Source organism: Nitrosopumilus oxyclinae, from assembly GCF_013407165.1.
In the GTDB taxonomy this organism is placed as follows: Archaea; Thermoproteota; Nitrososphaeria; order Nitrososphaerales; family Nitrosopumilaceae; genus Nitrosopumilus; species Nitrosopumilus oxyclinae.
This window is the reverse complement of the sequence record NZ_CP026994.1, coordinates 1271212-1290088: the sequence shown is the minus strand read 5'-3', so window position 1 is coordinate 1290088 and position 18877 is coordinate 1271212. Positions and strand designations below refer to the sequence as shown.

Genomic DNA, 18877 nt, shown 5'->3' with positions numbered 1-18877 from the left:
AATCGATTAGTGGATAGAATAAAGCGACTTTCATATGAAGTTCTAGTAGATCACAAAACCAAATTTGGTGAAGATTTTGCAGATAATAAAAAAGCCTTAGATCAAGTATCTATTGTACGTTCTAAAGGTTTGAAAAATGAAATTGCAGGTTATATTACTAAATTTATTAAAAAAGAAGTTCGTGAAGAAAAAGCCAAACAGGCTAGAATTACAGCATCAAAAGCTGAACAACAAGCAGAAGAAAAATCTGAAATAGAAATGACTGAAGATGTTGTGGTAGAAGGAGTAGAAACTGTTGAAGCAACAGAGACAGTAGTTGAATCAACTCCTGAAGAAATACCTTCTGAGACTGCTGAAGAAAAAACAGAATAATACATTAAATATAATTTCTCAATTTTAAATTAGATAGATATGTTTACTGTAAAATTTGTAGGTGGTGCAAAAAAATCTTTTCCAATAGAACAATTGAAAATTGAACAATCTAATCTGAGCATTCAGGAATTGATCAATTTATTATTAAAACTAAAACCTGCAGACACACCTGAACTTGACACTGATAATGTATTGATTGCAATTAATGGTGCTGATTCTTCTGCAATGGATGGAAAATCTACAATAATAAAAGAAAATGATCTTGTAAGTATTATCCCTGTAATTCATGGAGGAGCATCAAAAAAAATAAATTTTGAATTTTCTAAAAAAATAATCTATGCTATCGAAATTAAAGGTCAAAAAACAATTGATATGAAATTCATCGATAACATAAGAAAAAAATATCCTAAAATTATAATTCAGGCCGTATCTAGTAATTATATTCTAAACAACTATCATTTAAAAAAAATTGTTTCTTTGTCTATTGAATCTGAAAAAAATAATATTTTACTTTCAAACAAACTTGAAACTGATATTTTAATGAGATTTGCTTTAACTACACAAATTTCTGATGCAATTAAAAATGTTGGAATAAAACCTAATACAAATTTTACAATTATTGCAATTGGAAATAAAAAAACTCTAAATTCACTACATCTTGAATTAAAGTCAATATCAATTCCAATGTTTTCAAAAAATAATGAATCTTTTCTAAAAAAACGATTTAAAATAACAACAAAACATACTGATTCAATTATTTCAAAAAATCCTTTGGCAGATATTTTAGTTGAAAAAGCTGCTGTATTACTCTGACATACTTCGCTTAGTTTTCTCTGTACTTAGAATATCTGATTTTTTTAGGATAGACACTCCTGTTTTATTGCCTAAAATTTCAATTAATAGAACTTTATCTGGGAATTCTAGAGAGACTTTGTTTTTTATATTGTTAGCAATTTTTGTGATAATCTCTTTACTTGATAAATCTGAATTTCTTTTTTCAATTGATATTCTATATGTTTCCTCATCTAAAATTTGATTTGATAATTCTGCAACACTTTTTTCAATTTCTTCAATTTTTGATTCAATAACTTTCTGTATTGGAATGATTCTTTTACAATACCTTACACTCCATGGTTCATCTAGAAGCATTTCTTTAATTTTCCTTACAACTTCTATGGGATCAAGTTTTGTTTCGGCAGTCAATATTCCTGACATGTTGGTAATTGTAATCTTGACATCAGAATCCCCTAATTCTCCTAAAATATCGATTAATTCTTCTTCCGTTTCTGGTTCAAGGTGCCTAGGACAAGTAATTATTAGATTCATGATTGTAAAATTTCATCTTTAGTTAAAGAACCTTCCCGGATTATTTTGATCTGCTTATTTTCTATTTCTATAATTGTTGATTCTCCTTTACTTGTAATAATTCCACCATCAACAAAAATATCATAGTTTTCTAAATTTTCCAAACATTTTTCTGGATTTGTATATGGCAAATCTCCAGAAATATTTGCACTAGTTCCTACAAGAAAATTACATTTTTTTAATAATTCTAATGTACATTTATGATCAGGAACTCTAATTGCAATTTTATTTTTCAAGTTCAATGATTCTTTGATTTTTTTATCTGTAACTTTTAAAATCACTGTTAGTGGGCCAGGCCAAAATTTTTCAACAATTTTTTTAGTTAATTGATCAAATTCAACTATTTTTTCAGCAGTTTCTATTGAATATGTTAAAACTGGAACTGATTTGCTGATATCTCTGGATTTAATTTTATAGATTCTCTCTACTGATTCTTTGTTGTATGGATCACAACCTATCCCATAAACTGTGTCTGTTGGGAAAATCACAATTCCACCTTTACTGATTATTTCTGAAGCTTTCTCTATGCCTTCTTTGTTACAATTTACTTTCAATACACAATCACCATTTTTTTCTTTAATTATCATTTTCATTTGAATAAGTTTTTAACAGTTTACACACTTCTTTGAAAAGTATGTCCAGTACTGATTATGAAGATAATGATTTTGAAGATGATTTTGATGATAATTTAGCTGAATCTGAAGAAGTTACAGGTTAGATGCTTAATCCAAAATTATCTGCAAAGTTTGTAAATTTGTAATATGCTTGCAAGAATTCTCTACCTGGTTCACTAATTTTATATTTATTTGAACCTTGATTATCAACTTTTTCTAAAAGTCCTTGAGATACTAGAGTTTTCAATATGGTTGAAATTCTAGAATGTGAAATGTTAGCTTTTCTAATTAGATATGTAACTGATGCTCCATCTTCATCTTGTAAGTCATCTCTTGTTGTTGCTAAAATATCTCCAATAATTTTCATATGTGTTCTATATTCAGCCATTTGTACACTTTACAATTGTTATAATTTCTATGAGAGGGCACTGATATTTTCCAATATACTAAAAAGATAAAAGAATTTGACAAATTCAAAATACTGGAAAATTTTGAGCCTAGTGAATAATTATTCTAAATCTTTATCAAATTTTATCCTGGTTAATGGCACTTTGCTCACTGGAATGAATAATGCTATGAGTCCTCCAATTTTGATAATTATTGATGCTGAGTACAGGATTGATTCAGGGAATACAAATGAATACCATCCTACAAATTCTCCTAATGCTAAAAGCCCTAATCCTACAGACACTGAAATTGCCCCCTTGTTCCTATTTTCAAAATATGATAACATTGTTTCAATTGCCCCGTATGCTAAGAGAATAAATGATATTGATCTGAAAATATGCTCTAACTGAACAGATGACACTAAAAATAATGGAAATATTCCTACTGATCTAAAATAACTAGATTTTGGAAAGAATGATTTTATACTATGTGAAAATGCAATAAAAAAATATCCTACTGTTTGAATTGCAATTCCTAAAGTTTGAATCCATTTTTCTACACTACCTGTCTTTGTAACAAAGTCTTCTACCATGTATCCTGTCCATATGACAAAAAATCCTAAACTAATTGAAGAAAATGCAATTGTTAATCTAAATAATGTTGGACTCCCTGTATTTCTAAATCCAATATATGACATTATGCCAATAGCAAGTCCTACTAAAAATCCAACTAAGTTCAGAATATTTTCTAATAAAAACTCCAATGATGAATAGAATTATGTTTAACTAATTATTTTAATCTGATGAATCATTACACTATTTTGTTAATCCCATTCATCCAAAGAACCTGAAGATTGACCTTCTGTACTAGCTGCATAATCTCCTAAAATATCTGAATATTTTGGTTCATTATGAGCCACAAATTTTACATATTCTCCATAACTCATATCCAAATCACAAGAACCGCATTTCACAACTGAATAATCCATTGCCAACTCTGCATTTTCTTTGCATTTTGGGCATTTTATCTTCATGCAAAAGTATCTCTTTGATAATTATTATTGTTTTACATTCAATAAAAGATAAAAGGAGTTCATTATTCCTAATTCTTATGAGTAGAACTTGTACCAAATGTAAGAATTCTATTCCGGATAGTGAAGAGCTTGGAGTTGTTGCAGCAAAATACCCTACATGCAACAAATGCTGGGCTGAATGGAAAGAATATCAAATCATGGTTATGAATGAGATGAAACTTGACATGTCTATGCTGGATCATAGAAAATTATTGAAAAAACACGAGAAGATCTTTGTAGGTGTTTTGTCTCCAGAAGGAGAAGTGGTTGATTACACCAATGAAGATAACCGAAAACCTGAAGAACGACCAGGCGCCTAAAATTTTAAGTGTTTTTTAGCATTTTCAGGAACAATTATCATCATTCGTTTTTTTGAATTTTCATCTAAGTTATTAATTATTTTTTTAATTGTTTTTGCAAGAATTTCTCTCTCATTTTCTTCTAATGATAAAAATATCTCTAAAATCCCATCTACGTTGAAAGTGATTAATTTTTGTGGAGAATGAGCAACTTCTGTAATATATGCTGAAAATAATCCTTCCCTTTGCTCTTCAGATAATGTCGTTAAAATTTTGAGCCATGTTTTGAAAAGTTTTGCAAAATTAGGGAAAGGAATTGTAGGACCAGCCTCTAATGCATTGTTGATAACTTCCATTTTTTCTTCATCTGATAATGAAAAAAATTCTATCATTCTTTTTTTCAAGATTGGGTTTCTTAGAAAATCCGGTAAATTTGCCAAGTTGATAATAATATTTCCTGCAAAATTTTCACCGACCATCGATCTAAATTACTCAGTGTTGAATATAAAATCATGGAAAATACTTTAGCTTAAATAAACCAAATAGATGTTTAACAACATGACATCAACTGTAGTTGTTGGCGGATTTTTTGGAGATGAGGGAAAAGGAAAGATCATCTCATATTTGGCAATTAAAGATAATCCAAAAATAATTGTACGTGGTGGCGCTGGTCCAAATGCCGGTCATACAATTAGAGATGGAGATAAAGTGTATAAAGTTAGAATGCTTCCAAGTGGATTTCTCAATAAAAATGCCAAAGTAATGATTGGACCTGGTGTTGTAATTAATCCTGATGTTCTTAACAAAGAAATTCAAGATTTTGATGTAGCCGGACGTTCTTTTATTGATAAACACTGTGGAATTATTGAAGAAACTCATTTGAGTAGAGATTCAAAAGGGGAATTAAAAGAAAAAATTGGAAGTACGGGTTCTGGTACTGGACCTGCAAATGCTGACCGAGCTATGAGAATTTTAAAACTTGCAAAAGATTTTGATTCGTTATCTTCACTAATTGTAGATGTACCTTTAGAGGTAAATTCTGCACTTGATGCAAATGAGAATGTCTTAGTAGAGGGTACGCAAGGAACATTCCTTTCTCTCTGGCACGGAACATATCCGTTTGTAACATCAAAAGATGTTACTGCTTCTGGAATTTGTGCTGATATTGGCCTTGGACCGACCAAAGTAGATGAAGTATTAGTTGTTTTCAAATCATATGTTACGCGTGTTGGTACTGGACCGCTTGACAAAGAACTTTCACTTGAAGATGCAGAAAAAAAAGGCTGGTCTGAATTTGGTACTGTCACTGGTCGTCAAAGACGTGCTGCAGATTTTGATTTTGATTTAGCTAGGCGTGCAATCATGCTTAATGGTGCAACACAAATTGCTATAACAAAATTAGATGTACTCTTTACTGACTGTGCAGGTGAAACTTCTTTTGATAACTTATCTGTAGATGCAAAAGCATTCATTACAAATATTGAAAAAGAATTAAACACGCCTGTTACGATTATTGGAACTGGTCCTGATGTCAATGATATTATTGATAGAAGAAACTAGGCTCCTTTGTTTTGGATAAGTTTAATTTGATAACCAACAGCTAATCCCTGTGGACAAGTTACAAACAACTGATAAATTACAAACTACTGATAAATTACCACGTTACATCCAAGTCCATTCAACTTTAGAATTTACTAGGCTCGTTTGTGCATTAGAGCGTGCTCCTCGTGTTTCATTTTTACATGATTATAATGGAAAGAAAATTTTATCCGTACAAATGGATGTTTTAAAAGAAAAACCAATTGTATACTATACTCCTCTTCAAAACAATGGCCACTATCTTTGTTATGGGCTAAAAGGTGGTAAAGAAGAATCAGAAATTGTTGATACAACTTCAGATGCAAGCAAACTTTATTCTCCAATCGTTAGGATCAAATCATTACCTAAAACATTACAACCTGGTAATGGCACTTTGGATAGATATCAACCAATCCAATTAGAAGATATGTCCAGTCTTGCAAAACTTACTTGGGGAATTGAAGAGATTCCATTCCCATTGTTCTTATTTCCTCATAATGATAAGTGGTTAGTCGGGGTTTTCATGAATTTCAATGATGAAGGAACATCTTATTTTTGTCATGTGGTGTTAGATTCAGATCCACAAAAACCCTTTTTGAAATTTTCTACAGTTAATGGAACGGAACCAACATTTGTAGATAATCCATCTGAACATGGATATTCTTATATCAAAATAATAAAATTGAAAGACACTCATCCACTAGTAGATTATGGCCACCTTCAAAACTAGACTTTCACATATATCAAAAACTAATGGCAAAGTCATTCTTGCCAACGATTATGATCTATCTGTTAAAAATTTAGAATCAAAAACAATTCAAAACATAAAGCAATTACATCCATTTCTATGTGGTATTAAACTAAATTTTCATTTACTTTTACCCCTAGGTGGAAAAGAAATTCAAAAAATTAACAAAACTGCGCATAGATATGGATTACAAACTATTGCTGATATCAAACTAAATGACATTGGAAATACCAACAGAGTAACTGCTGAACATCTATGGAATTTGGGATTTGATGCAGTTATCGTAAATCCGATTATGGGTCTTGATAGTCTAAAAAATCTAGTAAAATCTGCTCATAAAAATAGTAAAGGAGTCATCACACTATGTCATATGAGCGCACCTGAGGCTAAATTATCATATGATATGGAAATTAAAATGGATAAAAAGCAACAATTGTACCAATTATTTTTGAATTGGGCTTTAACTGCAAAGGTTGATGGAATTGTGGTGGGAGCTACATTTCCAAAAATTATTCAATATTGTTCTAAACAAGCAGGAAAAAATTTGAGTATTTTTTCCCCTGGTGTTGGTACTCAAGGAGGTAGTGCAAATGAAGTAATTTCATCTGGAACTAATTATCTTATTGTAGGAAGAACAATCCTAAATTCTAAAAACCCAGTACAGGTTGCAAAAGAATTACAATTACAGAGTTTCGGAAAGTAGCATTTGTGCTCTTGTTAAAACCGTTTTTGCATTATCAAAAGTAGTTTTTTCCATTGCAGTGTTATAATCCATCCAGATATAGTCTAGATGCTCATGAGATATTTCTACATCTTTAGTATTTGTTTCAGCCAAGAAAAATACTACTTTTTTCTGAACTAATTCACCTTGATATTGAAAATTATATTCAATCCATTCTTCAAAATTATCTAAAAATTTCACATCTGTAATTCCTGTCTCTTCTTTTGTTTCTCTTATGGCTGTTTCATGAATTGTTTCACCTTTTTCCATTTTACCTTTAACAAAGTCCCAATGTCCTGAAGGATAATGTAATAGTAAAAATAATTTTTTAGCTCCTTCTTTTCTAAATAATACAATTCCTGCAGATGTCTCTTCAATCATTTTCCTAATCGTCTCTTCCTTTCTTGATATGTTCTAATTGCCCTCATTAAATCTATTTTTCTAAATTCTGGCCAAAAAATATCCATAAAGACTAATTCACTATAAGCACTTTGCCACATCAAAAATCCACTCAATCTCTTCTCCCCTGACGTCCTTAATACCATATCTGGTGATGATTGTGGTAAATGTGATGTGTAAAGATTTGATTCAATTTCTTTTTTGTTAATGTCTTCTACGCTTAGAGAACCATCTTTTATTTTACTTCCAATTTTTTTTACTGCGTCTACTAATTCATTTTGCCCTCCATATGCAAGTGCAATATTTAGAAAATGATTGTCATAATCTTTTGTAGCATTATCTAATTGCTGTAAAACTTTTTTAATTGATTCAGGTAATAGTTCTATTCTTCCAATTCCTTTAACTCTCATTTTACTTCTATGAATTCTTGGATCATTCAATAATTTTTCTAATCTCATTTGAATTAATTCATAGAGATATTTCAATTCATCATCATCCCTATCAAGATTTTCTGCAGAAAGTGCATACAAGGTTATAATTTTGATATCAAACTCTTCACACCAATCAAGAAGATTTTCTACGGCATCTGCTCCTTTCCAATGACCCTTTTTTGGCATTGAAAGATGCCTTTTAGCCCATCTTCTATTACCATCTAAAATTAATGCAACATGATTTGGAATATCTCCATTTTTAATTTCACTTTCTAATCTTTTACCGTATATCTTATAGAGTCCTGAAAGCTGAAAAACTAAATCTTTAATTTTACTAATATCTACTCACCATTTGATAATTCATACTTGATAGAAGATATCAGTGTTTTTCAGAAATTTAAATTATTGATTCACTTTTGAATGAATTTAGTCTGAAATCATCTCTTGATCTTTATGCTTTCTATATTTTTTAAAGAGAATTGTGGCTGAGACTAGTGTTGCTGCTAATCCTCCTAGTAATGGTGGAATTAGAGTGAGAGAAGGTTCATCATGTATCATAATGTTGGTAAATTGCAATACAGTTGGGTAGAGTGCACCTAACACAATAATTCTCAAAGTATCACTAATTTGTCTTGGAATTCCTCCAATCCAATTACTTAGTAATGTACCTGCAAATATTGAACCCAAACCAATCCATAAAATAGGTAATACACCTGATACGAACTGCCCTACAATTATTTTGTCTGTAATTATTGAAATTAATTGTACATTTGCTTCAACTAATTCTGTATCAACTGCGCTAATTCCAGCTGGCACTGATGAAAGAATTAGTAATACCCCTGCAACCATTGTAAACATTCTGATAAAACCCATCGGAGTTGGCTTTGACCAATTTGACCATACTCTATCAATATCAAATGCTCTAATTAAAAATGCACCACCCAAAATACTTACTAGTACTGCAAAAATTTCTGCAGTATAACCAAATACTGTTGCAACTCCACCAATTAACAATAGAATTCCTGGAACACCTAAAAAGAATTTTGAATATTTTGAATCATATGCAAGCATTTTAAGATATTTTCCAAAAACTGCATAAGAATATTCTACACTTCTACTTACTTTCATTACTACTCGCTGTACTGATACTACTGGTAATACATTTTGAATTACTGGTATGACACTTTCATCATCTTCTCCATCCGACACAATTACTGCACCGTTTGCAGAAAATTTTTTTAAAACTTTTCTTGTTTCAACTAGGATTTTTTCATCAGCTTGAACTCCTCTATCTTTAACTCCTGCAACAGTTACTACCTCTACTTGGTATCCTTTACTGATCAAATCTTCATATGTTTTAATTGCTGCAAAAATTGAATTTGAATCTGCATCCTCTGGATCTTCTAATGCTAATCTCTGTGCTGCTTCAATACATGCATCTCTTCCAACAACAGGTGTGACAATCCCTGCTTTCTCTCCCACATCATTATCTCTATCAATACAAATTACTAGTAATTTATTAGCAGTTGATGCATTTACGTCCTTTTCCACTTTGCCTGTTCGTTGAGACATTCTATTTCTCTCACAGAATTACCTTTTAACGATTTCCAACTTCTATGAATAGTAAAATTCGGTTTTGAGACTAGCTTGGTCTTGATTGATCAGACATTTTTACAAATTCTATAGACTCAGACTTTAACATGTCTATTTTTTCCAAAACCTCTCTCATTTCATCTTCACTATTTTCATTTTCAATCATTTTGGCTAAAACCTTAGTTTCTACAATATAGGAATTAAATGATTTCAAAGCCTCCATGTAATTGATGTAACTAGTTTGCCATTCTTCTGATGGTTTAGATGTTACAAATTCACTTATTTGCGTAGTTACTTGAGACGATGTAACTTCAGTTACTGAAATATAGTCTTGTGGTGAGATTTTTCCAGTTCTTAAATTCTCATATTCAATCTCAATTGATTCTTCTAAAACTTCATGGATGTTTTTAACTCCGTCTAGATAATTTTTATAATCTGATACGACAAAAGTTGTTTCGACATCTTGAGGAACAATCCATAACAAAAAACTTGCACCTGTAATTGCTGCTAGAATTATTGCAGTTACAGCTACTCCTTTTTTTGATGCCATTTTGTAATTTTACTAATAAGGAGTTTATAATTGGTAATAATTCATGAAATCCATGTTTATCAAACAAACATTGGAAAAAACATACTTTTTGAGAATACTGTTAAGGTTTTTTTTAAAAATGGTTATATTTTTTGTAAATAATGACAAAATAGATATTCTGATGCCTAAAAAAATTTACGCACATCTAGTCTATAGTGAAATAATTTTCACAGCCTCTGCCTAAATACCACAAAGTTTGATAAATTTCATAATGGTTCAAGCATATTGTGTAAAATGTAGAGCAAAAAGGGATATCAAAGATCCTAAAGAAACTACACTAAAGAACGGACGTCCTGCAGTAAAAGGTACATGTCCAACATGTGGTACGAACGTCTTCCGAATAGGAAAGATGGAATAACCTCACACAAGGTCCACACGATTTCTCTTTTTCAAAACCCATATAGGGTCAACCATGCATCATTTTTTAGTGACTAAATCAGACTACGAAAACCTACTCAAACGTATTCAGGATAAACTAGGTGACACTGACAAGGAATCTCAAACTAGATTTGAGCTTCCTGTTGTTGATGTAATGTGGGAGGGTCAAAAAACCTTTTTAAGAAATTTTTCAGAATTCCCAAAGGTTTTGCGAAGAGATCCTGACAAAGTTTTACAATATCTTTCAAAAGAATTTGCAGTTCCAGCAGAAAGACTTGGCGATAAAGCAATGTTTGTTGGTAGAAGGGCACCTGATGATTTCACGAGATTATTTCAAATTTATGTAAAAGACTATCTTGAATGTCCAACATGTAAAAGTCCTGATACAAAAATTCTAAAAGAAAATAGAATTTCATTTTTAATCTGTGAAGCATGTGGAGCAAAATCTACTTTGAAAGGTAAATATGCGTAATGCAATATTCGGTAAGAACTACGAATTATCAAAATCAATCAATGCTCAATATTTGCGATGCTGAGTTATTGGGGAAAAAAATTATTGAAGGTGACTTAACTATGCATATTAGTGAAAATTACTACGGAGAAAGATTTGTTGAAAAAGATGAAGCTGAATCTTTATTGAAAAACTCTTCCATTATTAATATGGCTGGAAAAGAAACTGTTTCATTATCTCTAAAACTAGGTATTGGTTCTGAAAATGCGGTAAAAATAGTTTCAGATGTTCCGTTTTTAATTATATTTAACATCTAAATTTGTTTGATTTGATTTTTACTTTACAAACTTTTTTAGTTTTAAACAGCAACCCCTTTTATCTAGTAGGAGTATATCTCTTCAATGACTGATACAATTAGCAAAAAATTAGAATCTAAATTAGATAATAAACTAAGATCAAAACGAAAACGCTCTCCTCTAGAAGATGGATTCAAAAAAGGAAAAGTAGTCAATGAAGTTTTGGATAAACCAACTGTCATGACTCTTTACAAGATGATCACTGATCATGTTATTGCTTATGTTAATGGTTCAGTTAGTGCAGGAAAGGAATCTGTTCTTTTTTGGGGAGTTGATGATGATGGTGCTAGTGTTGCATTAAAAATTTATTTGGTGAGTACTGCAAATTTTAAAAAACGTGAGCCCTATATCCTTGGAGATCCTCGTTTCTCTCATCTCAAAAAAGGGACAAAAAACCTTGTTTATCTATGGGCAAAAAAAGAACATCGAAATCTAACTCAATGTTATCAGGCGGGAATTCCAGTACCTAGACCATATTATGTTACAAATAATGTCCTTGCTATGGAATTTATCGGCGATGGTGGGGCCCCTGCAAAGCAATTACTAACTTCTGAAGTTGATGAAAATGACTATGCCCAAGCTATATCTATTTTAACTGATATATACAAAAAAGCAAAATTAGTTCATGGTGATTTTTCAGAATATAATATTTTCAAAACTGAAAAAGGTTTAGTTGTTTTTGATCTAGGTTCCGGTGTTGATCTTAGACATCCAAACGCCCATGAATTTCTTAAACGTGATATTAATAACATCGGAAGATTCTTCAATAAAAGAGGAATTCCTGTTGAAGATTCAGATAAAATATTTGAGGATATTGTAAAATGAGCTTTGAAAAATTAATTCGTATTCCAAATGATAGAATAGCAGTTTTAATTGGCAAATCTGGAAATGTGAAATCCAAAATTGAAGAAACTTGCTATGTTTCTTTAGAAATTGATGGTGACACTGGAGAAGTTTTTATCAGAACTCAAGGTGATGTTGATAAAATTCAACCATTCAAAGCTATGGAGATAGTTACAGCAATTGGAAGAGGGTTTTCTCCTGAAAATGCAATGACTTTGCTTGATGGTGAAAATGCATTACATGTAATAGATCTTAGAGAATTTGCAGGAAAATCTAATGCTAATGTTGAAAGGATAAAAGGGAGGATTATTGGAGAAGGTGGTAGAGCAAGACGAAACATGGAAAATCTTAGTGGTACTCATATCTCAGTTTATGGAAGAACTGTTTCAATTATTGGTGATTCAAGTAAATTACGTTTGGCAGTTGATGCTATATCTTCTATCTCAAGTGGAAGTATACATGGTGCAGTTTATACAAAATTAGAAGCAGCAAACAGAACTGCAAAACAGGAACGAATGAAATTGTGGGAAGATCAAGATGTCTTCTATTAAAGAAAAATTTAACCAAATCTCTCCTAGTGAATTTTTTTACAGCAATCGTGATTTAGCTGGATTTAGTAATCCTACAAGATCTCTTTATACTGCAGTAAGAGAATTTGTTGAAAATGCCTTAGATGCGTGTGATCAAAAAGGGATTCTTCCAGACGTACATTTAACCATCAAGGCAGTAGATCCTGAAAAACCCGATCCTAAACCATACATATTGACTGTAAAGGATAATGGACCTGGAATAGATGCAGAACATATTCCATTAGCCTTTGGAACAGTACTTTATGGTTCTAAATTTGGACTCAAACAAGCAAGGGGAATGTTTGGTTTAGGTGCAACTATGGCAATTCTTTATGGACAAATTACTACTAACAAACCTGTAATTGTAAAAAGTTCTGTAGATGGTGCTACTCAAGATACATTTGAATTATTACTTGATATTCAAAAAAATAAACCTGTAATTGTAAAACACACAACTAAAGAAGTTTCAAAACATGGTCTTAGTGTCAGTATTTGTTTAGAGGGTGACTATTCAAAAGCAGGAAACAAAATTAGAGATTATGTTTATGAAACATCTTTGATCACTCCATATGCTTCAATTACTTTTGATGATCCAAAGGATCAAAAATTTAGTCATCCAAGATTTGTAAAAGAAATTCCTCCACCTCCTACCATTATTCGTCCACATCCACATGGAATTGATGTAGAACGAATTAGAAGGATGATTGTAGAATCTCAATTTGAAATTCCAACTATTGATGATGCAATGATTGAAAAAGTTAGAAAGGATTTAGGATTGTCGGTAAAAAATCTTAGTTTCACTGCAATTATGGATAAAGCAAAGAAAAAATGGAAAACACTTCCACGTCAAGTGAGAGTTGTAATAGCTTTGATGTCATTTTTAAAAATGGATTTTGAAAAATTAAACAAAATTAGAATTGAAGATATTGATATGCCAAACAAAAAATTATTTTATTGGGATTTTGGCGATTCACAATCAAAATCAGTGGATATGGATCCTGAAAGTCAGTATTACAAACAATTAACCAATACTGTACAAGGAGAACCTCTAACAACATTTCTTACAAAAAGATTTCAAAGAATTGGACCTACTACTGCTGTAAAATTTGCAGAATTTGCAGGTTTTAAACCTGAAAAAAGAATGGGAACTTTATCAAATCAGGAATTAGTCAATTTGAGTGACTCACTTCAAAAATTTGAAGATTTCATGGCGCCTGATTCTAGTTGTTTAGCCCCATTGGGAGAGGACCCTTTGGAAAAAGGAATTAAAAAATTCTTCAATCCTGATTTTACTGCTGTAGTCCAACGTTCACCATCTGCATATTCGGGATTCCCGTTCATTATTGAGATGGGTATTGCTTATGGTGGGGATATCAAATCAGGTGGACCTCATGTTTATCGATATGCTAATAGAATTCCATTACTTTATGATGAAGGAAGTGATGTTGTACTAAAAGTTGTAAATGATACTGATTGGGGAAGGTACAAAGTCAAAGGAGATCCTCCGTTCATCATCGTATCTCATATTTGTTCAACTAGAATTCCATACAAAACTGCAGGAAAGGAAAATGTTGCAGATAGACCTGAAATTGAGCGAGAGTTAAGACTGGGATTACAATTATTGTCAAGAAAATTGGCAGCATACATGTCTAAACGTGGCCAAGCTGATATGGCTAAAAAGAGAGCAAATCTTTATGCAAAATATTTACCACAAATTGCAGAATTTTGTACAGAGCTTGCTGGAAAAAAGAAAGAACCTAATTACAAGAAACTATTAGAAGAAAACGCAGTTGAATCTAAACAATCAGTAGAGGAGGAGAATGAAATTGGCAACAAGTAAAAAAGAACAAACTAGGATTAAAGAACGAAGTAAAAAAGCTGATGCAAAACAAAAGAACATTCTTGAGATGCTTAAAAGCCATGGTGCAAAAATATATGATGACTTAGATAACGGACAATTTCCAAAATTCTCTATTCCAAGTAGATCAGTAAGTAACATTGTTTATGATAAAAAACTTAGACAATACATCCTTGGAACTAATGCTGCAGTTAGGAGTTCAAGAAACTCTGCACAGTTGAGATCTTTCACACAATTAATGTGGTTGGCATTTTTTGCAAATAGATTAACTCATGAAAAAAAGTCATCTACATTAAGAGATGTCTACTATTCATCACAAGCTTTTGCAATTGAATTTGAAGATCAATCTGAATCTGATAACATTATTGTGGATTTGGAGGCTGTAACTTCAAAGCCTAGAGAAGATTTTCACATATTCCCTGAAGAGAGAAGCTCCATTTTTGGAGATTTGACAATTGAATATACTATTCCTGGATATGAGGGTAAAACCATGAATTTATCAAACCATCCTGATGGATATTCAATTGGTCCTAGTTTGACCACTGCTGAATTAGTTGATACTAGTGCAGAAATTGTTATTGCAATTGAAAAAGGTGGTCTCTTTACTAGATTTGTTGAGGAACAAGTTGATAAAAAATTCAAATCTATTATTATCAATACGGGTGGACAAGCACCTCGTTCAACTCGAACTCTACTGAAAAGATTACATGAAGAAATGAAATTACCTGTAATTGTCCTAACTGATGGGGATGTGTATGGAGAACATATTGCAATGGTTATAAAATCTGGTTCAGCCAATGCTGCTCATCTTAGAGAATTAACTGTTCCAGATGCAAAATGGGTTGGAGTATGGGCTACTGATATTGAAAAATACAAGCTACCCACAATTCCAATGACTGAATCTGATATCAAGAGATGCTATGATCTACAAAAAGATCCTAGATATCAAGATGGGATTTGGAAAAAAGAGCTTGATGTATTTTTAAAATTAAAAAGAAAAGCTGAATTAGAGGCTTTCTCAAAATATGGTCTAACAAATATTACTGACAAGTATCTACCACAAAAATTAGAATTAGCAAAAAGTCTTTAATTATTTAATTCGTAGTGTTAATACACCATTTCTATATTTAAAATCAAATATTTGCATTTCATTTACTCCTTCTATTGGAACTTCTTTTGAAAATCCTGCTGTTCCACGAATATACAGAATCCCATCTACTAATCTAACGGCAATTTTATCTTCAGGACCTGGAACTTCTGCAACAAACACAAATTCTTCTTCACCTTTAATCAAATCATAAACCCAGTTCTTTGTTTCCTGTTCTCTAGCTTGTGTGTATGCTGGTTTTTGATCTTTAGCCATTTTCTTTAAAACTCTGACCCAATAAAACATTGTAACTGCTGCTGCACCAATAAGAATAAAACTAACAAATCCTGAATCTGCTCTTTGTGTCATGATATAGATAATTCCTAAAAATAAAATTACAATGATGGGAATTACAAAATTTAATGATTGATCATTTGAATATGCTCCCTTATAACTAGCCAAACAGTAAAAATTAATGTCTACCAAATATAAAGTATCTTTGGTTTTTATTACCATTTTTGAAATTTTGCCTATTGTCTGATAACAAGAAGTCTAAACTTTCAATTTCTCAAATTGCATTAAGAGGAACTATAATTGCAGTCATAGTTACAGTTCCATCAATCATATCTTTTATCATAACTTGGAAAATTTTAGATAATTTACTATATGCTGCAATATTGGGAGCAATTATTCATTTTATTGCAATGGGATTTTCTTTGAAAATCTCTAAAAAGATTCTAGCCAAAAAATAGTTTCATAGATCATGTTTTATGCTTTAACAATTCCTTTTAGAAATAATGTCTTATTCTGAAATTGAGCATGATTTAGTATCTGAAATACATTTAGATCATATTCAGGCTCAAGTTTTTTTACTAGTGACCTGTTCTGGTAAAATGTCATCACAATCCATTGCTGATAAATTAAAAATTTCCATTGATGAAGCCAAAAAAGCATCAAATGATCTAATGACTCTTGGTGCTTTTATTGATATCACTCCTACAGAATTTGAGGCCATGCATCCTAGATTTACAGCAGTAAACATGTACAGGAAGATGTGTGAGAGAGAAAATATTGAATTTAAACGAAATAAAATTGTTGATAATATTGGCGTAATTTTAGAAAAATCATATGATGATGCAAGAACTAAATAATACCAAAACTTGGTGAACAACATTGAGCATTGATACTGAGACCTGTAAGCATCAACCAGTCTATTTTGGTGTGGTAAATATCAACATTGATGAAAGAACTATTGGTTCTGTTGATGTTTGGAGATGTGGAGTTTGTAAGAAAAAATTCTGTGAAGAAAAACAACTTGGAATTGAAGAAATTGCTGAAACGGTAGGAATGCCAAAAATTGATCCTGATGCAAAATGGGGAGTGACTATTTGTAAATTACAACAGGGAAAATACAAATGGAAATTAGTAAAATTAAAAGAAAATGGGGAAATCAAACACGAATGCCTTGATGAAAAAGTGATTCCTCTTAAAATAAATAATTTCAAAATTGAAGATGAAAAACATTGGAGTTTTCTAATTGATGACAATGTTAACAAAGCTGTAGAAATTTAGTCTTTGAAATGGATCTTAAAGTTCACATAAATAATATACATGGGAGTCAAATGGCTGCAAAGATTACTGGTAAATTTACAATAGATGAAAATGAATTTCGTTTTACAGCTATTGCATTTGGTAGGATAGGCGGACAAAATATTGGTGCAAAACTTTCTCAAATTACTGAGAAAGAATTAGAAAAATTAGGATATAATGTTGATGAAGTAATTGATTTACTTCAGAGAAATCTACTTCAAGGTGATTTGACCCTTCCAGAAGGACTTACCAAAGAGTCCTTTGTTGATGATTAAAATTCTGCTTCTGCTAATGCCTTTTCACAAGAACAACTTCGTGTTTTAGGAATTTTATCAATTAACTCTGTTAGTATTTTTTTTGTTTTTTCTACATTTTTTGTTAGTGTTTCAATAACTTCTTTAGCTGTAACTGGTTTATCTGCCCAAACATCATAATCTGTAACCGTTGAAATTGAAGCATAACACATCTGTGCTTCTCTTGCTAGTTGGCATTCAGGAACAAGGGTCATTCCAATAATATCTGCTCCAGTTGTTCTGTAAAATTTTGATTCAGCTTTAGTTGAGAACCGTGGTCCTTCTATGCAAACGTATGTACAATCTTTATGCATTTTTAAACCTTGATTATCTGTTACTTGAAGAATTGATGATTGTAGTTCTGGACAGAAAGGATCAGCTACTGAGATGTGAATTACTCTGCCTTCTTCTGAAAATGAACCGTTTCTAGATTTTGTAAAGTCTATGAATTGAGTTGGTAATACAAAGTGACCTGGCGCTAATTCTTCTTTTAGACTTCCAACTGCAGATGGTGCAATAATTCTTGTAATTCCTAATTCTTTGAATGCCCAAATATTTGCTTTAAAATTAATTTTATGAGGTGGAATGGTGTGTTTTTTACCGTGTCTTGGTAGAAATGCAATTTTTCTTCCTTTAAACATTCCAACTGTAATTGTATCTGAAGGTTTTCCATATGGTGTATCTATATCAATCTCTTGTGCATTTTCAAGTAGACCTGAATCGTAAATTCCAGTTCCTCCAAAAATTCCAATCTCTACATCTTTTTCCATCAATATTTCACCAATGATTTACAATTGTATTTGTTAAGCCCTTTGATTCCATTAAGATCAACTAGTTCAATTATGAATGCAAATCCTACAATCTCTCCTCCTACTTTTTCAATTAATTTTGCAGATGCCTTCGCTGTTCCGCCTGTTGCAAGCAAATCATCGCAAATGAGCACTCTTTCACCTTCTTTTATGATGTCTTTTTGAATTTCTATTGTGTCTTTTCCATATTCAATTGTATATGCTAATTTTGTAGTTTTTCCAGGTAGTTTCCCTGCTTTTCTAATCATAACCATACCTTTGTTGTATCTAGAGGCTAAAATTGAGGCTAGTATGAATCCTCTTGATTCAATTCCAGCAAATACATCGATATCTTTTGGATGGAAATGCTTTGAAAATTCATCTGCAATATGTGATAATGCGGATGGATCTTTTAATACTGGACTAAAGTCTCTAAATAAAATTCCTTTCTTGGGAAAATTTGGATAGTCTGCAATTTTTTCTTTAAGATTCATTA

30 protein-coding genes are annotated in these 18877 nt (G+C 31.5%); 17 read left to right on the top strand and 13 right to left on the bottom strand.

Annotated features, from left to right (window positions below; genetic code table 11):
* Positions 1-9: 9 nt before the first annotated feature.
* Both C5F49_RS07760 and cgi121 read left to right on the top strand, forming a co-directional pair.
* The gene (locus C5F49_RS07760; RefSeq protein ID WP_179362418.1) at positions 10-372 is read left to right on the top strand and encodes a hypothetical protein; all 363 of its coding nucleotides are present in this window, start codon (positions 10-12) and stop codon (positions 370-372) included.
* 39 nt (positions 373-411) lie between these two features.
* Positions 412-1185, top strand: a complete 774-nt coding sequence (gene cgi121 / locus C5F49_RS07755) for a KEOPS complex subunit Cgi121 (RefSeq protein WP_179362417.1) — start codon at positions 412-414, stop codon at positions 1183-1185.
* Here the strand turns inward: cgi121 and C5F49_RS07750 are convergent.
* The 5 genes from C5F49_RS07750 to C5F49_RS07730 all read right to left on the bottom strand — a co-directional run bounded on the left by C5F49_RS07750 (position 1177) and on the right by C5F49_RS07730 (position 3771).
* Positions 1177-1698 (bottom strand): THUMP domain-containing protein, encoded by a 522-nt coding sequence (locus C5F49_RS07750; protein ID WP_179362416.1) that lies wholly within the window; start codon positions 1696-1698, stop codon positions 1177-1179. The genes cgi121 and C5F49_RS07750 overlap by 9 nt on opposite strands.
* Positions 1695-2291 carry an L-threonylcarbamoyladenylate synthase gene (locus C5F49_RS07745; RefSeq protein WP_246275322.1) on the bottom strand — a complete coding sequence of 199 codons (597 nt, stop codon included), beginning with the start codon at positions 2289-2291 and terminating at the stop codon, positions 1695-1697. The genes C5F49_RS07750 and C5F49_RS07745 overlap by 4 nt, the downstream gene beginning before the upstream one ends.
* Positions 2292-2451: 160 nt before the next feature.
* The gene (locus C5F49_RS07740; RefSeq protein ID WP_179362414.1) at positions 2452-2739 is read right to left on the bottom strand and encodes a winged helix-turn-helix domain-containing protein; all 288 of its coding nucleotides are present in this window, start codon (positions 2737-2739) and stop codon (positions 2452-2454) included.
* A 120-nt stretch (positions 2740-2859) separates the two neighbouring features.
* Complete coding sequence (locus C5F49_RS07735) at positions 2860-3501, bottom strand: hypothetical protein (RefSeq protein WP_179362413.1); 642 nt, start codon at positions 3499-3501, stop codon at positions 2860-2862.
* Positions 3502-3561: 60 nt separating this feature from the next.
* Positions 3562-3771: a hypothetical protein gene (locus C5F49_RS07730; protein ID WP_179362412.1), complete on the bottom strand. Its 210-nt coding sequence runs from the start codon at positions 3769-3771 to the stop codon at positions 3562-3564.
* A gap of 77 nt (positions 3772-3848) precedes the next feature.
* Here C5F49_RS07730 and C5F49_RS07725 point away from each other — a divergent pair, with 77 nt between their 5' ends.
* The gene (locus tag C5F49_RS07725) at positions 3849-4130 is read left to right on the top strand and encodes a Fe(2+)-trafficking protein (RefSeq protein ID WP_179362411.1); all 282 of its coding nucleotides are present in this window, start codon (positions 3849-3851) and stop codon (positions 4128-4130) included.
* Here the strand turns inward: C5F49_RS07725 and C5F49_RS07720 are convergent.
* Positions 4127-4588 (bottom strand): hypothetical protein, encoded by a 462-nt coding sequence (locus tag C5F49_RS07720; RefSeq protein WP_179362410.1) that lies wholly within the window; start codon positions 4586-4588, stop codon positions 4127-4129. The two genes, C5F49_RS07725 and C5F49_RS07720, sit on opposite strands and share 4 nt — an antisense overlap.
* 79 nt (positions 4589-4667) lie before the next feature.
* Here C5F49_RS07720 and C5F49_RS07715 point away from each other — a divergent pair, with 79 nt between their 5' ends.
* The 3 genes from C5F49_RS07715 to pyrF are packed head-to-tail and all read left to right on the top strand — an operon-like array spanning position 4668 to position 7138.
* Positions 4668-5669 carry an adenylosuccinate synthetase gene (locus tag C5F49_RS07715; protein WP_179362409.1) on the top strand — a complete coding sequence of 334 codons (1002 nt, stop codon included), beginning with the start codon at positions 4668-4670 and terminating at the stop codon, positions 5667-5669.
* A gap of 49 nt (positions 5670-5718) precedes the next feature.
* Positions 5719-6417: a hypothetical protein gene (locus C5F49_RS07710; RefSeq protein WP_179362408.1), complete on the top strand. Its 699-nt coding sequence runs from the start codon at positions 5719-5721 to the stop codon at positions 6415-6417.
* Complete coding sequence (gene pyrF / locus C5F49_RS07705; RefSeq protein WP_179362407.1) at positions 6398-7138, top strand: orotidine-5'-phosphate decarboxylase; 741 nt, start codon at positions 6398-6400, stop codon at positions 7136-7138. Before C5F49_RS07710 ends, pyrF begins: the two co-directional genes overlap by 20 nt.
* Here the strand turns inward: pyrF and C5F49_RS07700 are convergent.
* The 4 genes from C5F49_RS07700 to C5F49_RS07685 all read right to left on the bottom strand — a co-directional run bounded on the left by C5F49_RS07700 (position 7118) and on the right by C5F49_RS07685 (position 10129).
* Complete coding sequence (locus tag C5F49_RS07700; RefSeq protein ID WP_179362406.1) at positions 7118-7537, bottom strand: bis(5'-nucleosyl)-tetraphosphatase; 420 nt, start codon at positions 7535-7537, stop codon at positions 7118-7120. The two genes, pyrF and C5F49_RS07700, sit on opposite strands and share 21 nt — an antisense overlap.
* Complete coding sequence (uppS, locus tag C5F49_RS07695; protein ID WP_281361129.1) at positions 7534-8235, bottom strand: polyprenyl diphosphate synthase; 702 nt, start codon at positions 8233-8235, stop codon at positions 7534-7536. Before uppS ends, C5F49_RS07700 begins: the two co-directional genes overlap by 4 nt.
* 177 nt (positions 8236-8412) lie before the next feature.
* Entirely contained in the window at positions 8413-9558 is a 1146-nt protein-coding gene (locus C5F49_RS07690; protein WP_179362405.1) for a DUF373 family protein, read from the bottom strand.
* Between the two features lie 70 nt (positions 9559-9628).
* Positions 9629-10129, bottom strand: a complete 501-nt coding sequence (locus tag C5F49_RS07685; protein WP_179362404.1) for a hypothetical protein — start codon at positions 10127-10129, stop codon at positions 9629-9631.
* Between the two features lie 250 nt (positions 10130-10379).
* Here C5F49_RS07685 and C5F49_RS07680 point away from each other — a divergent pair, with 250 nt between their 5' ends.
* The 7 genes from C5F49_RS07680 (at position 10380) to C5F49_RS07650 (ending at position 15713) form a co-directional block, all read left to right on the top strand.
* Complete coding sequence (locus tag C5F49_RS07680) at positions 10380-10526, top strand: DUF5679 domain-containing protein (RefSeq protein ID WP_014965714.1); 147 nt, start codon at positions 10380-10382, stop codon at positions 10524-10526.
* A gap of 69 nt (positions 10527-10595) precedes the next feature.
* Positions 10596-11018 carry a translation initiation factor IF-2 subunit beta gene (locus tag C5F49_RS07675; protein ID WP_179360519.1) on the top strand — a complete coding sequence of 141 codons (423 nt, stop codon included), beginning with the start codon at positions 10596-10598 and terminating at the stop codon, positions 11016-11018.
* Entirely contained in the window at positions 11018-11314 is a 297-nt protein-coding gene (locus C5F49_RS07670; protein WP_179362403.1) for a DUF424 domain-containing protein, read from the top strand. Before C5F49_RS07675 ends, C5F49_RS07670 begins: the two co-directional genes overlap by 1 nt.
* A gap of 84 nt (positions 11315-11398) precedes the next feature.
* Complete coding sequence (locus C5F49_RS07665; RefSeq protein ID WP_179362402.1) at positions 11399-12178, top strand: serine protein kinase RIO; 780 nt, start codon at positions 11399-11401, stop codon at positions 12176-12178.
* Entirely contained in the window at positions 12175-12747 is a 573-nt protein-coding gene (locus C5F49_RS07660) for a KH domain-containing protein (protein WP_179362401.1), read from the top strand. Before C5F49_RS07665 ends, C5F49_RS07660 begins: the two co-directional genes overlap by 4 nt.
* Positions 12734-14605, top strand: coding sequence for a DNA topoisomerase VI subunit B (locus tag C5F49_RS07655; RefSeq protein ID WP_179362400.1), 1872 nt, complete (start codon positions 12734-12736; stop codon positions 14603-14605). The genes C5F49_RS07660 and C5F49_RS07655 overlap by 14 nt, the downstream gene beginning before the upstream one ends.
* On the top strand, positions 14592-15713 hold the full coding sequence (locus C5F49_RS07650; protein ID WP_246275321.1) for a DNA topoisomerase IV subunit A: 1122 nt from the start codon (positions 14592-14594) through the stop codon (positions 15711-15713). Before C5F49_RS07655 ends, C5F49_RS07650 begins: the two co-directional genes overlap by 14 nt.
* Here the strand turns inward: C5F49_RS07650 and C5F49_RS07645 are convergent, their stop codons facing one another.
* Positions 15714-16226, bottom strand: coding sequence for an Hsp20/alpha crystallin family protein (locus C5F49_RS07645; protein ID WP_179362398.1), 513 nt, complete (start codon positions 16224-16226; stop codon positions 15714-15716). It lies immediately after the preceding gene.
* 17 nt (positions 16227-16243) lie between these two features.
* Here C5F49_RS07645 and C5F49_RS07640 point away from each other — a divergent pair, with 17 nt between their 5' ends.
* The 4 genes from C5F49_RS07640 to C5F49_RS07625 are packed head-to-tail and all read left to right on the top strand — an operon-like array spanning position 16244 to position 17575.
* The gene (locus C5F49_RS07640) at positions 16244-16462 is read left to right on the top strand and encodes a hypothetical protein (RefSeq protein WP_179362397.1); all 219 of its coding nucleotides are present in this window, start codon (positions 16244-16246) and stop codon (positions 16460-16462) included.
* A gap of 45 nt (positions 16463-16507) precedes the next feature.
* Entirely contained in the window at positions 16508-16861 is a 354-nt protein-coding gene (locus C5F49_RS07635; RefSeq protein ID WP_179362396.1) for a hypothetical protein, read from the top strand.
* Between the two features lie 22 nt (positions 16862-16883).
* A complete protein-coding gene (locus C5F49_RS07630) occupies positions 16884-17282 on the top strand; it encodes a hypothetical protein (protein WP_179362395.1) in 399 nt (132 codons plus the stop codon).
* A gap of 8 nt (positions 17283-17290) precedes the next feature.
* A complete protein-coding gene (locus tag C5F49_RS07625) occupies positions 17291-17575 on the top strand; it encodes a hypothetical protein (RefSeq protein ID WP_179362394.1) in 285 nt (94 codons plus the stop codon).
* Here the strand turns inward: C5F49_RS07625 and C5F49_RS07620 are convergent.
* Both C5F49_RS07620 and C5F49_RS07615 read right to left on the bottom strand, forming a co-directional pair.
* Positions 17572-18363, bottom strand: coding sequence for an S-methyl-5'-thioadenosine phosphorylase (locus C5F49_RS07620; RefSeq protein ID WP_179362393.1), 792 nt, complete (start codon positions 18361-18363; stop codon positions 17572-17574). The genes C5F49_RS07625 and C5F49_RS07620 overlap by 4 nt on opposite strands.
* Positions 18363-18875 (bottom strand): adenine phosphoribosyltransferase, encoded by a 513-nt coding sequence (locus C5F49_RS07615; RefSeq protein ID WP_179362392.1) that lies wholly within the window; start codon positions 18873-18875, stop codon positions 18363-18365. Before C5F49_RS07615 ends, C5F49_RS07620 begins: the two co-directional genes overlap by 1 nt.
* Between the last annotated feature and the right edge of the window lie 2 nt (positions 18876-18877).